General features: G+C 41.3%; 19 protein-coding genes, 1 rRNA gene and 2 pseudogenes. 17 read left to right on the plus strand and 5 right to left on the minus strand.

Annotated features, from left to right (window positions below; genetic code table 11):
* Positions 1 to 54 precede the first annotated feature (54 nt).
* Positions 55 to 864: a lysophospholipid acyltransferase family protein gene (locus F897_RS15205; RefSeq protein ID WP_004785223.1), complete on the minus strand. Its 810-nt coding sequence runs from the start codon at positions 862 to 864 to the stop codon at positions 55 to 57.
* 190 nt (positions 865 to 1054) lie between these two features.
* Here F897_RS15205 and F897_RS18100 point away from each other — a divergent pair, with 190 nt between their 5' ends.
* The 7 genes from F897_RS18100 to F897_RS15235 all read left to right on the plus strand — a co-directional run bounded on the left by F897_RS18100 (position 1055) and on the right by F897_RS15235 (position 5661).
* Positions 1055 to 1186: a hypothetical protein gene (locus F897_RS18100; protein ID WP_004785224.1), complete on the plus strand. Its 132-nt coding sequence runs from the start codon at positions 1055 to 1057 to the stop codon at positions 1184 to 1186.
* A 76-nt stretch (positions 1187 to 1262) separates the two neighbouring features.
* The gene (gene hflX, locus F897_RS15210; RefSeq protein WP_004785226.1) at positions 1263 to 2603 is read left to right on the plus strand and encodes a ribosome rescue GTPase HflX; all 1341 of its coding nucleotides are present in this window, start codon (positions 1263 to 1265) and stop codon (positions 2601 to 2603) included.
* Between the two features lie 34 nt (positions 2604 to 2637).
* Positions 2638 to 3009, plus strand: a complete 372-nt coding sequence (locus F897_RS15215; protein ID WP_004785228.1) for a hypothetical protein — start codon at positions 2638 to 2640, stop codon at positions 3007 to 3009.
* 9 nt (positions 3010 to 3018) lie between these two features.
* Positions 3019 to 3693: an LrgB family protein gene (locus tag F897_RS15220; protein WP_004785229.1), complete on the plus strand. Its 675-nt coding sequence runs from the start codon at positions 3019 to 3021 to the stop codon at positions 3691 to 3693.
* A gap of 87 nt (positions 3694 to 3780) precedes the next feature.
* Positions 3781 to 4227, plus strand: a complete 447-nt coding sequence (locus F897_RS15225) for a DUF2147 domain-containing protein (protein ID WP_004785231.1) — start codon at positions 3781 to 3783, stop codon at positions 4225 to 4227.
* A 397-nt stretch (positions 4228 to 4624) separates the two neighbouring features.
* Positions 4625 to 5074 carry a DUF2147 domain-containing protein gene (locus tag F897_RS15230; RefSeq protein WP_005237150.1) on the plus strand — a complete coding sequence of 150 codons (450 nt, stop codon included), beginning with the start codon at positions 4625 to 4627 and terminating at the stop codon, positions 5072 to 5074.
* 140 nt (positions 5075 to 5214) lie between these two features.
* Positions 5215 to 5661, plus strand: coding sequence for a DUF2147 domain-containing protein (locus F897_RS15235; RefSeq protein WP_034171097.1), 447 nt, complete (start codon positions 5215 to 5217; stop codon positions 5659 to 5661).
* 54 nt (positions 5662 to 5715) lie between these two features.
* Here F897_RS15235 and F897_RS15240 read toward each other — a convergent pair whose 3' ends face one another.
* From F897_RS15240 to pdxA, 3 genes are read right to left on the minus strand one after another with little or no spacing between them, the layout of a single operon-like run.
* On the minus strand, positions 5716 to 6561 hold the full coding sequence (locus tag F897_RS15240; protein ID WP_005237153.1) for a symmetrical bis(5'-nucleosyl)-tetraphosphatase: 846 nt from the start codon (positions 6559 to 6561) through the stop codon (positions 5716 to 5718).
* A gap of 5 nt (positions 6562 to 6566) precedes the next feature.
* A complete protein-coding gene (gene rsmA, locus F897_RS15245) occupies positions 6567 to 7379 on the minus strand; it encodes a 16S rRNA (adenine(1518)-N(6)/adenine(1519)-N(6))-dimethyltransferase RsmA (protein WP_005237157.1) in 813 nt (270 codons plus the stop codon).
* Positions 7380 to 7409: 30 nt separating this feature from the next.
* Positions 7410 to 8378: a 4-hydroxythreonine-4-phosphate dehydrogenase PdxA gene (pdxA, locus tag F897_RS15250; RefSeq protein WP_005237159.1), complete on the minus strand. Its 969-nt coding sequence runs from the start codon at positions 8376 to 8378 to the stop codon at positions 7410 to 7412.
* Positions 8379 to 8913: 535 nt separating this feature from the next.
* Here pdxA and rplM point away from each other — a divergent pair.
* The 10 genes and pseudogenes from rplM to F897_RS15295 all read left to right on the plus strand — a co-directional run bounded on the left by rplM (position 8914) and on the right by F897_RS15295 (position 14660).
* Positions 8914 to 9342 carry a 50S ribosomal protein L13 gene (rplM, locus tag F897_RS15255; protein WP_004785249.1) on the plus strand — a complete coding sequence of 143 codons (429 nt, stop codon included), beginning with the start codon at positions 8914 to 8916 and terminating at the stop codon, positions 9340 to 9342.
* A gap of 12 nt (positions 9343 to 9354) precedes the next feature.
* A complete protein-coding gene (rpsI, locus tag F897_RS15260; protein WP_004785251.1) occupies positions 9355 to 9741 on the plus strand; it encodes a 30S ribosomal protein S9 in 387 nt (128 codons plus the stop codon).
* 332 nt (positions 9742 to 10073) lie between these two features.
* Positions 10074 to 10742, plus strand: a complete 669-nt coding sequence (locus F897_RS15265; protein ID WP_005237162.1) for a glutathione S-transferase N-terminal domain-containing protein — start codon at positions 10074 to 10076, stop codon at positions 10740 to 10742.
* Positions 10735 to 11163, plus strand: coding sequence for a ClpXP protease specificity-enhancing factor (locus F897_RS15270; protein WP_005237165.1), 429 nt, complete (start codon positions 10735 to 10737; stop codon positions 11161 to 11163). Before F897_RS15265 ends, F897_RS15270 begins: the two co-directional genes overlap by 8 nt.
* Before the next feature lie 18 nt (positions 11164 to 11181).
* Positions 11182 to 11829, plus strand: a complete 648-nt coding sequence (locus F897_RS15275) for a hypothetical protein (protein WP_005237167.1) — start codon at positions 11182 to 11184, stop codon at positions 11827 to 11829.
* 422 nt (positions 11830 to 12251) lie between these two features.
* Positions 12252 to 12592 (plus strand): annotated as a pseudogene (locus F897_RS15280) (roadblock/LC7 domain-containing protein).
* 105 nt (positions 12593 to 12697) lie between these two features.
* On the plus strand, positions 12698 to 13234 hold the full coding sequence (locus tag F897_RS17975) for a hypothetical protein (RefSeq protein WP_005237170.1): 537 nt from the start codon (positions 12698 to 12700) through the stop codon (positions 13232 to 13234).
* Positions 13235 to 13378: 144 nt separating this feature from the next.
* A complete protein-coding gene (locus tag F897_RS17980; protein WP_224213999.1) occupies positions 13379 to 13711 on the plus strand; it encodes a hypothetical protein in 333 nt (110 codons plus the stop codon).
* Positions 13692 to 14236: pseudogene (locus F897_RS15290) on the plus strand (GTP-binding protein). The gene F897_RS17980 and the pseudogene F897_RS15290 overlap by 20 nt, the downstream one beginning before the upstream one ends.
* A 10-nt stretch (positions 14237 to 14246) precedes the next feature.
* Positions 14247 to 14660 carry a roadblock/LC7 domain-containing protein gene (locus F897_RS15295; RefSeq protein ID WP_005237174.1) on the plus strand — a complete coding sequence of 138 codons (414 nt, stop codon included), beginning with the start codon at positions 14247 to 14249 and terminating at the stop codon, positions 14658 to 14660.
* Between the two features lie 123 nt (positions 14661 to 14783).
* Here the strand turns inward: F897_RS15295 and rrf are convergent.
* Positions 14784 to 14898 (minus strand): 5S ribosomal RNA (rrf, locus tag F897_RS15300).
* Positions 14899 to 15167 lie beyond the last annotated feature (269 nt).

Here is a 15167-nt window from a genome sequence, read left to right on the forward strand (position 1 = left end):
TTCATCGAACTCAGGTTAATGAATATCTCTGAGTATTTCTAATAAAAAAGCCTCTTAATGAGGCTTTTTTAATACTTTGGCTTGCAACCTTTGCAAACCCTCCAGCATATTTTCATGCACTAGTGCAGTCAGGCTTTCTACTGTATGCCCTTCGGTCGCAATTGCCGGCAAGGCCATCAGATGAGCTGTTACTTTAGGCATTTCCAGAACATTTCGTACATGTTTGGCAAAACTGATGTTCCCAATAAAAGGCGCCACCATATCCAGTTCACCCTGCTGATTTACATAACAGATCAGGCAGATTTGTACGGGACGTTGCGCTTCGATTGCTGCACCGAGAATACGACCATAAATTTTTTTAATTGAGCGTCCATCAGATGTGGTCGCTTCAGGAAAAAACAGGACCGGAATATTCTGTTTCAGGAAGCCGGTAATCTGTTCACGGATTCTGACTGAATCTCCTGAACCACGCTTGATAAATAAGGTGCCACCGCCTTTAGCCAGCTTGCCCAAAATTGGCCAATTTTCAATTTCAGCTTTGGCCAGAAAAAACACTCGCGCGCCTGAACCCAAAACGGCGATATCCAGCCAGGATATATGATTGCTCACCCATAATGCAGGCTCACGTGGAATCACGCCATGGACCTGAACCTCGATATTAAACACCTTGCACAACTGGCGACAGAAATACTGCACATATCGGGTATTGTTCGGGTTATTCGGGTCTTTATACAAACCGTGACGGTAAACCAGATAAAACCCCTGGCTGATGGCTGCTAATGCAGAAGTCGTTTTTCTTGTATAAAGAAAGAATTTTGCTAAACCTTGTATCTCAGGTGATTGATTTTGTACAGTCGAGTTCATAAAAAGATCACTAAATCCTAAACAAGATACAGGGAATATCCACGAATTAAACCCATTTTATACTGTTCATGTCCAACTTGCATTGATAATAAAAAACGACCAAGTACATCTATATTTTCAATTTAAATTCATCAAATAAATTAAATAAAATAAATCAATCGAAATATTAGATTAAAAAAGGATGCTCATCATGCAAGATGAAACAGTTAAATCAGCTGAGATGATTCGGCCCTTAAAAGTATTAAGCTATATCTTGGGTGGTACCCTGTTATATACGGCGTTGCTCGTAACACTTGCACAACTGTTTGTCACGGCACTCTAAAACAAAGCTCGCTATTTCAGTATCTGTAAAGTTCATTTTCAACTAAAATGAAGTTTTCAACTGGAGATTGGCCTGAGTGGAATATTTTGAGCAACATCAGGGAAAAGAACGCGTCATACTAGTCAGTGTGAGTGTACAAATGCTGGATGACCTTGATGCTGAAGAGTTTCATCTGTTAGCTCAATCTGCAAATGCCGAAATTCTGGAACATCTTTTTGTTCAACGCTTAAAACCGGATGCCAAATTCTTTGTGGGTTCAGGAAAAGCAGAAGAAATTGCTGAACGGGTCAAAGAACTGGATGCCAATCTGGTTATTTTCGATCATGCGCTGACACCTGCTCAAGCACGTAACCTGGAAAATGTGGTGCATTGCCGGGTGGTAGACCGTACCGAACTCATCCTCGATATCTTTGCGCAGCGTGCCCGTACCTATGAAGGGAAACTGCAAGTTGAACTGGCACAGTTACAGCATCTGTCTTCACGACTGGTTCGTAGCCGTACCAATCTGGATAGCCAGAAAGGCGGGATCGGTCTGCGCGGGCCGGGTGAAACCCTGCTAGAAACAGATCGCCGTTTATTGCGTATCCGCATGGGACAGCTTAAAGCCAAAATAGAAAAAGTCCGTCAAACCCGTATTCAGGGCCGTGTTGCACGCCAAAAAGCGGCTGTTCCAACCGTGTCTTTAGTAGGTTATACCAATGCGGGGAAATCTACCTTATTCAATATTCTGGCCGATAGCGATGTGTATGCAGCAGACCAACTATTTGCGACTCTGGACCCAACTTTAAGACGCCTGCAATGGGACGGCGTCGGTAATCTGGTACTGGCAGATACGGTAGGTTTTGTGCGTAATCTTTCGCACTCACTGGTTGAATCTTTTAAAGCAACTCTGGAAGAAACCGTTGAAGCCACTCTGCTTTTACATGTGATCGATTCCAGCAGTCTGGAAATGCTTGAACAAATTGAAGCCGTTGAAAAGGTGCTCAAGGAAATTGGCGCTGACGTTCCGGTTTTAAGAGTTTATAATAAAATTGACTGTAGCGGTGAGGATGCCAAAATCATTTACCGTCAGCCCGGTCAGCCTGAACGGGTCTATGTTTCAGCACATAGCGGTGAAGGTCTGGATCTATTACGCAAAGCTGTGCATGAAGCATTAATGGGTCAGATTCAGCACTTTGAACTGGTATTGAAACCTGCCTATGGCAAACTGCGCAATCAACTTTATGCGCTGAATGTGATTCAGTCCGAACATTATGATGATGAAGGTCAATTGCATATCAATGTAAGGATTGCACCTCCGAAGCTGGAACAGCTGATCAAACAGGCCCATTTACCGATAGAAGAAATTCTGGGATCTCAAGCACTTCAATTCCAGCGTCCACTTGAAGAGTTTGAAATTCGGCCTAAGATCGAGTAAAACTTGATAAGTAAACTTTTAAATGACATCACCAATGAACTGGATAAAACATATTGACTGGCCAGCATGGATCGGCACTCTCCTCTTAATTATTGTATTTCGTGAAGCTTCAGTCTGGCTAATGACCCAGCTAGATCACCCTGAACTGGGCAATCTGGTCGGACTCATCAGCCTGCTAGTCACCTTATTTGCCTGGCGCTATTTTGGCAAAATTCCAGCGCGTCTGGTGGATACCAATAACAAGCTGATGAAAGAAAGTGCCTTCGCTTTTTTACCAATTAGTGCAGGCGCGCTAATTATGCTGATGCATATGGGACAAAAAATTCCGGCCTTCATGCTGGTGTTATGCCTGAGCACTCTGCTTCCTCTTTGGATCTACGCCAAAATGGCAAAACGCTGGTTATAGGAGTCGCACATGTTTTCTGTTCTTTATGGCTTTGCGATTACCTTAATTGCTTATCTGCTTGCTAAACCCTGCAATCGTGTTATTCCGCAAATTCCTGTGATTGTGTTTAGCATGTTCTTGGTGCTGGTGATTTTATTGGTGCTCGGTATTCCTTATGAGCATTATATGGATGAAGTCAATCCACTGTTTAACCATTTGCTCGGTTATGTCACGGTTGCACTGGCGATTCCACTAGCGGCCATGCGTTATGATGACCTGCCGCTGAAAGCCATTATTGGGATTCTCGTTTTTGCCAGTATCAGTGCGGTTGCCTTACCGATGGGTCTCGCCTATTTGCTGCATATGTCTTCTGGCGACATCATGGCCTTTGCCACCCGTGCAGTCACAACACCAATTGCAATTAATATTGCAACCTTACTGGAGGCACCTGTTAGTCTGGCCATTCTGATCGTCATTTTGTCTGGCGTAATTGGTGCAGCATTTTCACCATTTATTTTACGACATATCAATGATGAGCGTGCTTCAGGTCTGGCTCTAGGTCTAGCAGCACATGCGATTGGTACAGCTCAAGCCTGGCAGCGTGGTAGTGTTGCCGGACGTTATGCTGCGTTTGGCATGGCAGTGAATGCCGTTTTTACTGCGATCTGGTTGCCAACTTTTATACTTTATCTGCAGAAAATGTGACTCATCAATCAATATTTAACGTTTGTTTCTGAATGAAACTATTCTTACTATAGGGAAATAAAGAATTTTTCACTCAGGAACAGACCTATGAAAAAGGTTCAATTATTATCCGTTTTAGCCCTGACCTTTTTCAGTCATCTGGCTTTTGCTTCTGATATTTCAGGTACCTGGAGAAGTATTGACGATAAGACAGGATCCGCCAAAGCGATTCTGGAAATTCGTGAAACTTCAAATGGTGTTTATACCGCCAAAATTACCAAGATTACGCCTCGTCCTGGCTACACACCGCGCGAAACCTGTGTTTCCTGCCCTGCACCTTATACCAATAAACCGATTCTTGGTCTGGATGTACTTACCGGCTTAAAGGATGCAGGCAATAATAATTTCTCTCAAGGTAAACTGATTGACCCCTTATCCGGTAATATTTACAACACCAAAGCTAAATTAAGTGCCAATGGCAAACGTCTGACCCTACGTGGTTATGTGGGTGTTTCAGCCTTAGGACGCAGCCAGACTTGGATTAAACAAGATTAATTCATGACTTAGTGCACAGAAGCTTGCATTTTCATGCATTAAGTTGTATCAATATTAGACAGATGCTTTTTTTATACAATATAAAACATGCATATAAATATTAGATTCATTTGCCTTAACAGGCTTAGCATCAAACGGATTTTGATGGGCAATATAAGGAGATAGAATGCAAGACATTACCATGTTAAAGATCTTATTGAATTTCTCTGCTTTTACTGAAAATTCAGCCATAAAGCAATTAACATCGACAGATTTCTGTCATGGGGAATCAACAGGGTTAAAGCAGATTGACCGAGCGATCTGCAACGCTCATTACTCTAAAATCAACCAAAATTAAAAAACCACACGCTTGTGTTTGGGATAGTTTGTTTCATCTATGAAAAAAGGATAAATATAAATGAATAAATCTAAATTAGGATTAATGCTCATTGCTACATTCATGACTGGGACCATTTATGCACAAGACTTGACCGGGACATGGCAACAAATCGATGATAAGACTGGTTCACCCAAAGCACTGATTGAAATCCGTCAGGACAGCAATGGTACTTATGCCGGCAAAATTGTCAAAGTAACGCCTCGTCCAGGTTATACCCCACAAAAAACCTGTAATAAATGCCCTGCTCCTTATACCAATCAGCCGATCCTGGGGATGGACGTACTGACAGGTTTAAAACAGGTCGGTGATAGCGTGAATTATGAAAAAGGTCGTGTGATTGATCCATTGACAGGTAAAATTTACGATGCCAAGGTTCGTCTGAGCAGCAACGGCAAACGTTTAACCCTACGCGGTTATGTGGGGGTATCTGCTCTGGGTCGTAGCCAAACCTGGATTCGTCAGGAATAAGTTCACACTTTTTCTCAAAGCTGCCAAACAGGCAGCTTTTTTTATAAATTTAATTCCATGTTTTTAATTATTTATTGACTATTTGTGCAATCTTCCTAACATGTGCGGGTAATAATGAAAAGTTCTTTGGAATGATGGATATGTTAAAGAAGATATTCCTTGCCACATTGACTACAGGATTCATGATGAACCTGTGGGCTCAAGATATTAGCGGAACCTGGCAACAAATTGATGATAAAACTGGAGCAGCAAAAGCCATCATTGTCATCGAAAAAGAAGCAAATAATACTTACTCAGGCAAGATTGCGAAAATCACGCCACGTCCAGGTTATACACCACGCGAAAAATGTAATAAATGTCCAGCCCCTTATACCGATCAACCGATTTTAGGCATGACTATTCTAAAAGGCCTGAAACACGTTGAAGGCACCAAAAATTATGAAAAAGGTCGTGTCATTGATCCATTGGCAGGTAAAATTTATGATGCCAAGGTTCGTCTAAACAATACCGGCAAGCGTTTAACACTACGTGCCAGTATGGGTGTTTCAGTTCTGGGCCGCAACCAGACCTGGATTCGTGTAGACTAATGATCAGCACATAAAAAAGCCACGTTGAACGTGGCTTTTTTAGCTTTGAATTTTTTAAAATACCGGATTATCGACAGCGAACATTTGTTGGTCTTCCAGGCGATAAGCCATCAGCTGATTACCCCAGACACAGCCACCATCGACATTCTGAATTCGCTCAGAAATGGTTTTACCCTGTAAAGCGGCCCAGTGTCCAAATACAATTTGATGGGTTGCTGCAGTTTTCGATTCAAATTCAAACCAGGGCTTAAAACCTTCTGGCATCGGATCATCCAGTGAATCTTTAAAACTATATTCCAGACGCCCTTCTGCATCAGTTAAACGCATCCGGGTCAGGTAATTCACGATACAGCGTGTACGCTCATGACCTTCTAATTCATCTGACCAGAGTGTAGGCTCTTTCCCAAACATTTCCTTTAAGAAAGTATCCACCACCTCAAAATCATCATGGGCAATAATGGCTTCTACTTCTTTAGCCAATTCAGCCGTCTTGGCTGCATCCCAGATATTGGGAATACCGGCATGGGTCAGTACCGTCTGTTCATTCGGAAACAGACACATCGGCTGTTTACGGATCCAGTCAATTAACTCATCACTGTCGATCGCATCAATCACATCACGGACATTATCCTTGTCTTTAATCGGCTTAATACCGCGTGCATAAGCCAGCAAAGTCAGGTCATGATTACCCAGCACTGTTGCCGCCACGCCATTATCGACAAGCTTTTTAATGAAGCGTAATGCACCCAGCGAGTTTTCCCCTCTAGCCACCAGATCACCAGCAAACCAGACAAAGTCCTGATCAGGATCAAAACGGATTTTTTTCAGCAGTGCCTTCAAGGCTTCAAAACAGCCTTGTACATCACCAATCACATAATTGTATCGAACAGTGCGGGTCATTATTTTTAAGCTACCATTTGATCAGATAATGCCACAAATTGGGCAAGTGACAGTGTCTCTGGACGTGCCATTGGATCCACACCTGCCTTTTCAAAACCATCTTCAACCAGCATCCCTTTCAGGCTATTACGCAAAGTCTTACGGCGCTGGGTAAATACATGCGATACCAGACGAGCCAAAGCTTTTTCATTTTTTGCCATGATCGGTTTTACATCATATGGCTCCAAACGGAACACGGCAGATGTCACTTTTGGTGGCGGATTAAAAGAACCTGGCGGCACTTCAAACAGAAAAGTCGGTTTGCAGTAATACTGGATCATCACCGACAAACGACCATATTCTTTGGTGTTCGGTGAAGCTGTAATACGATCGACCACTTCTTTTTGCAGCATGAAGTGCATGTCTTTCACTTTGTCACCAAATTCCAGGAGATGGAACAATAGTGGCGTTGAAATGTTATAAGGCAGGTTTCCGACTACACGTAGCGGACGACCTTCTTCAAACAAATTGGTGAAATCGTATTTCAGTGCGTCTGTTTCAATAATGGTTAAACGTTCAGGATGCGGCACACGACCCGGCAAACCAGCGGCCAAGTCACGGTCCAGCTCAAGTACGGTCAAGGCATCACATTCACCAATTAAAGGAGATGTCAAAGCAGCCAGACCCGGGCCAATTTCAACAATATTTTCGCCTGCACGCGGATTTACGGAACGCACAATTTTGGCAATGACACGTTGGTCATGTAAGAAGTTTTGACCAAAACGCTTGCGCGTGTGATGCCCTTCATCTTTTGGGTTTAAGGCATTAATCTGATACATAGACATTTCCAACGTGTAATAAAGACGAGATCATTGACGCGCTAAATCCAGCGCCAAGTCCACAGCCACATGTAAGCTTGAGCTTTTCGCAAGGCCTGTACCTGCGAGGGAGAGTGCTGTGCCGTGATCGACAGAAGTTCGGATAAACGGTAAGCCCAAAGTAATATTGATGGCTTCACCAAAGCCCTGAGATTTTAACACAGGTAAACCCTGATCGTGATACATCGCCAGAACAGCATCGGCATCTTTCAAATTTTCAGCGGTAAATAAAGTATCTGCAGGCAGGCTCAGACTCATATTGATACCTTGAGTACGGTAAGTCTCCAGTACTGGATTGATGACTTCAATCTCTTCCATACCCAAATAACCGCCCTCACCTGCATGTGGATTTAAACCACAGACCAGAATATGCGGATGCTCGATTTTAAACTTCGATTTTAAGTCATGAATCAGGATATCAATCACCTGATGCAAGCGTTCCGGAGTAATGGCATCGGCAACTGCACGAAGTGGCAGATGGGTGGTTGCTAAAGCAACACGTAAAGTTTTAGTCGCTAGCATCATCACCACACGCGGTACACCAGCAAATTCCTGGTAATACTCGGTATGACCACTGAAATGGATGCCTGCATCATTAATGACTGACTTCTGCACTGGCGCTGTAGCCACTCCGACACTTTTGCCTGACATGGCATATTTGGCTGAACGACGCAGCTGTTCCAGTACATAAGCGGCATTGTGGCTATTTAGCTGACCTAGTACTACCGGTTCTTTTAAAGGCACATGCTCAACATAAAGCTGACCTTTTTCTGAAGAAGTCGTTTGCCCTGTGTATTCAATCAGTTCAACCAGAAGTTTTAACTGCTGCGCCCGTTGACGGAGCATATACAGATCGGCAAGTACCACCAATGGACGCTCATCAATACGATCCGCCAGACTCAAGCAGATATCTGGACCAATTCCGGCAGGTTCACCACTGGTAATATATAAAGGCAGCATGACTTTCTTCTGTATTATCAATTGTCCTTATTTTAGTACAAATTTCACAGGGAAAGTTTTAGATAAAGGTTTAGATGATGTTTATTCAAATAATACTGTACATTTCTCATTATATTAAAGAAAGATAAAACCGGGCTGACGTCAATAAACCTCATAAAGAGTTTCAGGCAATCCTCTCAACACTCGACATGTTTAGCTTTTGGCATTTTCAAGGAGGATTGTCTCAAGTTTAGAAAGCAAACCTAGGCAGACTTGAAGACAGGCCATTTGCTAAAGAAATACATATTAAAAAACAGGTGAATCCATTCATACAAAGACGTGCCCCTAGTCTTAGGTCCGTTTTATTATTTAATGATTAATCATATGTGTTTATAGGCTAAAAATCCTACTGGTCATTCATTGAAAGACGTTGTAAAATACAGCACTTGAAATTTTATATTTTCATTGTGGTTCTCCCGGCTTTCGGGTAGAATTCGGTCTCCTTTCGTTTGGACAGCTTCCATAGTCCAAACCAACTATAATAGGTAGTGGTTTAATGAAAACTCTCAGCGCTAAGCCAGCTGAAGTTCAACACGACTGGTACGTTGTTGATGCTTCTGGCAAAACTTTAGGTCGTCTCGCGACTGAAATCGCTCGTCGTTTACGCGGTAAGCATAAAACTTCTTATACTCCTCACGTTGACACTGGTGATTACATCGTTGTTATCAATGCTGAGCAAGTTCAAGTGACTGGTAACAAATCACTTGACAAGAAATACTATCGCCATACTGGTTTCCCTGGTGGTATTCGTGAAACTAATTTTGAAAAATTAGTTGCTCACAAACCAGAAGAAATTTTCCAACGCGCTGTAAAAGGCATGTTGCCAAAAGGTCCTCTTGGTTATGCAATGATCAAAAAAATGAAAGTGTACGCTGGTACTGAGCATCCACATACTGCTCAACAGCCACAAGTTTTGGACATCTAAGGGATACAGCACATGGCTACTAACTATGGTACAGGTCGCCGTAAGACCGCAACTGCACGTGTTTTCCTATCTGCTGGTACTGGTAAACTCGTAATCAACAACCGTTCTTTAGAACAATACTTCGGTCGTGAGACTGCTCGTATGGTTGTTCGTCAACCTCTAGAGCTTCTTGAAGCGACTGAGAAATATGACCTTTACATCACTGTTGCTGGTGGTGGTATCGGTGGTCAAGCAGGTGCTATCCGTCACGGTATTACTCGTGCACTGATCGCTTCTGACGAAACTCTTAAACCTGCTCTTCGTCAAGCTGGTTTCGTTACTCGTGATGCTCGTGAAGTTGAACGTAAGAAACTTGGTTTACGTAAAGCTCGTAAACGTCCTCAATTCTCTAAACGTTAATTCGTTTACCGAATCGGACAAAAAACCCTGGTTTATTCCAGGGTTTTTTATGGCTTGAAATTGACCACTTAGTTGGATTCTATATTTATTGTTCATGCACATCCTTACCCCATACCCCTTCATGACACCAGAAGGATTTGGTCAGATAATAATTCGCAACACCGATGATAATAAACAGAATGATTAAGCCAAAATTCATGATCATGTTGTTCTGCTCCTTTCATTTTTTTCTCTACTCTACCCTGCCTTAGTCCAATTGGCTTTTTATGCTTCGTGCTTTTTAGGTTGATTTTTAGTATCCTAGTCTATTCATTAGAACTTAATCAGGATTTATGTCAGTCGAAAGCGCGCCACTTCAAGGACTCACCTTATATAGCCATGCCGATGACTTTCGTTCCCATTGGATTCGCTACGTACTTGCCGAAAAGCAGATTAAATATAACCTGATTCTGGTCGATAGCGATGATGAAGATCTGGCCAGCCTCAATCCTTATAACCAGCTACCCATGCTGATTGAAAATGATTTAAAATTGTTCAATACCAGCATCATTTCCGAATATATTGATGATCGTTACCGCCAGAATAAGCTCTATGCAGATGCCCCCATGCCTCGTGCGGAACAGCGGCAATATATCTGGCGTTTTGAAAATGACTGGCTCAAACTGGCAGATATCATGCTATGCCATCCGGATAGTCTGGACGCTGCAGCCAAAGTGAAGGCTCAAAAACAGTTGCATGATATCCTGATTTCATTAACGCCCCTGTTCCAGCATTTTCCTTATTTTATGTCGGAACAATTCAGCATCTTAGATTGTATGCTGGCTCCCATTTTCATTCGACTCAAAAGCATGGGAGTAGAATTACCTCGACAACAATGTCGTCCATTTTATTTATATTGCCAACGAGTTTTTAGCCGTCCTGCATTTGCAAAATCCATGACCTTGCAGGAAAAAAACCGCTACCAAGAGCAAATCAAATCTGTAGAGAAACATCATGTCTGAACAAGAATTCAACTTAAGTCCTACCCGTCCCTATATGGCACGTGCAATCTATGAGTGGATTTGCGACAACAATATGACGCCTTATCTGCTGGTCGATGCTACACGTCCAAATACCATGGTACCTGAACAGTTTATTAAAGATAGCCAGATTGTCCTGAATATTGTGCCGCATGCAGTTCATGCGCTGAATATGGATAATGAAGCCATCACCTTCTCAGCACGTTTTGGTGGTGTATCACGTGATATCTATGTACCGATGGCAGCAGTCCTCGGGATCTATGCACGTGAGAATGGTCAAGGATTATTCTTTGATCCAAATGAATATGAGCATACACAAAATGATGAAGATGCTTTAAAATCAAGCACTGAAGAACAGCCTGAACCCGCAAAGAAAAAACCAACCCTAAGGTTATTAGATTAAAAATAATGGAGTAAGTGAATGGCTTTTGATTTAGTACAATATTTTGTTGAACAGATAGAAACTCAAAAGCCTGAGCTTCTACAAAGCTATACAAAAGAAGAAAGACGTAAATATATTTCAGAAATCAATGCTCTCACTTTAGGCAAACTGATTAGCGAATGGCGCAATAACCCGCAAAAAATTTATAATGAAATCAAGCATCCAGATGAACTTTATATCCTAGAAATCGCCCGTCACCTGACTACCCGAGTGGAAAACCAGTCAACTTTACCAAAACCCGAGCTGGAACAGCTCACGTCTGAAATTTTCCATTTTCAGCTGACTGAATTAAAGCAGTTACATGATACTGGCAATCATAATCAGACCAGTATCCAAGAGCTGTTGAAAGGACAAATTGAACATTTGTCTGGCCAGGCAGATGATTGGGTTTGGACAACAAATAACCTAACAGAACTCAAAGGCTCTAAACCAATTCATGAAGAAGAGCTATCATTAGAAGCATCAATGAAGGAGTTTAGCCAAATGGTTCATCAAAATAGCCAGCATCATGATGTTGAAGAAGTTGCTGTTGTAGAAACACCAACCTGGGCAAAAATCGTTGAGCCAGTGGTTGCGCTTGCGATTCTTTGGGTACTGATTGATGCAGTATTACGCGTATTTGCATAAATATTTCAACCTCAAAAAATTCAGTTTTACTAAAAGCCAATGAGATATTGGCTTTTTTTATTCTTTAGATTTATCAGGGAATGAAGTGAATCAATTTTCTTAACTGAAATTTTTACCTAACTAGCCCCATAATTCATTCAAAATATTTTATTACATCTTTTAGATTAAGCTGAGATTATAAATCAAAAAATAATCACAAAATTGTTTCACATATCCTTAAATAAAAAGATAAACGCATCACATAATTACAAAGTAGAAGTTAAAAATTAAAATCTAAAGTAAACCATTAAATTTTATATGGTTTTTATTTCAATTGTAATTTACTTGCCCATTTTTATAATGAATTTGAATGAAAAAGATAATATTCGAACTTCATCAAATACAACTAACGCATCAACTATTTTTATAACAGGGAAATAATTGTGGCTAAGGTAACCTTAGATACACTTACAGACATTGATGGTTTCGTTGCTGCAGCATTAACTGATGGTGAAAGCGGTCTTGGCTTTAGCAACTCAATGGTGGCAATATCGATCGTAAACTTGCAGCAGCCGGCAATACAGAAGTGGTTCGCGCAAAACGCCGTGTAGCGAATTCATTAAACCTGAATGACTCGATTGAAGATATTCTGATTACGCTGGGCAAGCAATATCATCTCATTCGCCCACTCGAAAAGAATAATAATGTATTCCTGTATCTTGTACTGGATCGCTCTAAAGCAAACCGGGCTATGGCTCGTCATGAGCTTAAATCTTTTGAATAAGGTTTAGACTTCAGCTAATACACAGTTTTCCCCTTTATTTCATGCGATAAAGGGGATTCTTATGCGCTTCACCCAATAAAATATAAAGTTTAATCGAGACTTAAAATGCATAGGCATTATATTCATATTGGAATAGCAGGTTTAAGTATTCACGATGCTGATGAACTAAAAAAGACTTTACAACACATCACTCCTGACCATTTTATCCTGCAATGGAACACTGCTTCCGATCCTCATCTCGATTGCCTGTTGGTGTATGAATACTTTCTTGAAACAGAGGGTATTCAACGTGTTCTCAAAAACCAAAAATGTCCTTATTTATGCATCTCTAAAAATGCTCAATATTCGAACCAGATTATAAATAACACGCTCGCTTTACCCCTGCAAAACACACAAATTCTCAAGCACTGGTTTGAGCAAAATGTTCTTAATTCAGAAATTAAACCAGAAATAAAAGAACCTATATTTTCAACGCTAGTTCACTCCCAGCAATCTTCTGACCCTCCCTATACCATCAACTTTTTTAAAGAGATGCTGCATCCTGAAAAAGGCAAATTACATCTCTATGATCAGCATGGCACTATTGCCATCATTGACTCAGCAAAAAACTTGCTTGGTTTGGTTAAACAAAGACCGGGCTGAAACAGGTACAGACTTTTCATTTTAATACGACTTCGCTTACTAGCGACGTATTAAAAGTGACACGTAGAGAAACGCAGATTCTGCAGGACTGGTTATGGAATTTTTTCTGGGACTCGCCTAATTTTGCTCAGATCGCACCTGAAGATGGTCACTACAAAATTCATTACTGGCCAAAGTCAGCTCATCCGCTACATAAAAAACGTATTTTTCAGATATCTGCCTGCTTTATTTAAGGCGCTAAGATTTCAAAAATTGCTGAGCAACATGCAATTTCTTTATTCACACTTCGACAATTTATTGCAGCCAGTATGGCTTCCGGAAATATTGAAAAAATTAATGCTTGGGAAAGTCGTTATCGCACCACTGCGCCAGTTGAAAGAACAGAACAGCAAAGTTTCATTAAAAGCTTTTTTGGAAAGCTACGATTTAAATTTGGATTTTAATAAAGTAAATACTTATGATTTTACAACAATATAAAATCGTTTTTGCGGGCTCCATGGGCGCAGGTAAAACAGCCGCGATACGTTCCTTATCTAATATATACCAGTGTTACTCACTGAGGCACTGAATACTGACGACCGCAGCCATACAAAAATGGAAACCACTGTAGGAATTGATTATGATGAGATCACATTAGAAGATGAAACTAAAATTGGCCTATATGGGACGCCAGGACAAAGCCGCTTTGATTTTATCTGGCTTGTCATCTGTCAAGGCGCACTAGGTGCTATTATCCTCATTGATCATACAGTGAGTGATCCAATCCAGGAACTGGAAAGCTATATCGAAGTATTCTAGGAATATACCAATAATATTGCCATTGGGATTACGCACAGTGATCTTGAAAGCTCTCACTTTACCCAGATTTATAAGGACTGGCTGATTCAGCAGGATCTCTATACTCCCCTCTTTTTTGTAGATGCACGTCAAAAAGACGACATCTTACTTCTCTTAGAAGCCCTCATTACTTCAATCGAAGTCAACCATAACCTCATGAGCTAAGGATTAAAGCATGCTTACTATACAAGAAAGACATCAAGTCCCGGAAGCCCTCGTTCAGCATGCCAAACAGCAAATTCAGGAGATCATTAGTAATGTTCGTGGCGTATATTATGTAATGGTCTGCTCAACAGATGGGTTTGAATTGGCAACAATTCACAAGAAAGACAACTACAACAACAGCAAACTGGCTGCTATGAGTAGCTCGATTTTAGCGATGGTTTCTGCATTTACCAAGGAAATCCATCTTACTGGCTGTCAGAGCATCACTTTGGATGCAGAAAATGCTAAAGCCATTTTGACAGCAGTTGCAGCACCAAAACACCCTCTTATTCTGGTTACTTTGGCTGAAAAAGACATTTTATTAGGTCAGGCCCTATATATGCTAAAGAATGCAACACAATCCATTATCGCGGCAGATCAATAAGCAGATCAATAAATAACTAGATTCATAAAAGGCTTAAATTTATTTAAGCCTTTTTATCTTGTCTTATTAAATCCCACACATAAAAAAAGCCCCCTGCGTGAGCAGAGGGCTTTTGGAATAATGAGCTGGCGATGACTTACTCTCACATGGGAGACCCCACACTACCATCAGCGCTAAGAGGTTTCACTTCTGAGTTCGGGAAGGGATCAGGTGGTTCACTCTTGCTATGGTCGCCAGCACAACTGGGATGATTACTTGCTATGGTCTTATCTACGTTGCTTACGCTTCGTTTGCCTAGCTTTCTTCAAATAGAATGCATTAACAGATGTATCTGAGTCGCAGTAGTTTGTTCGATTAGCTTAACTAAATCAAGGCTTCGTCTGATCGTTAGATCAATATGAAATCAATTGATGCTTTATATACAACTGCTTGGGTGTTGTATAGTCAAGCCTCACGAGCAATTAGTATTGGTCAGCTTCACATATCGCTATGCTTCCACATCCAACC

Origin of the sequence: Acinetobacter variabilis, from assembly GCF_000369625.1 — a bacterium.
Lineage (GTDB): Bacteria > Pseudomonadota > Gammaproteobacteria > Pseudomonadales > Moraxellaceae > Acinetobacter > Acinetobacter variabilis.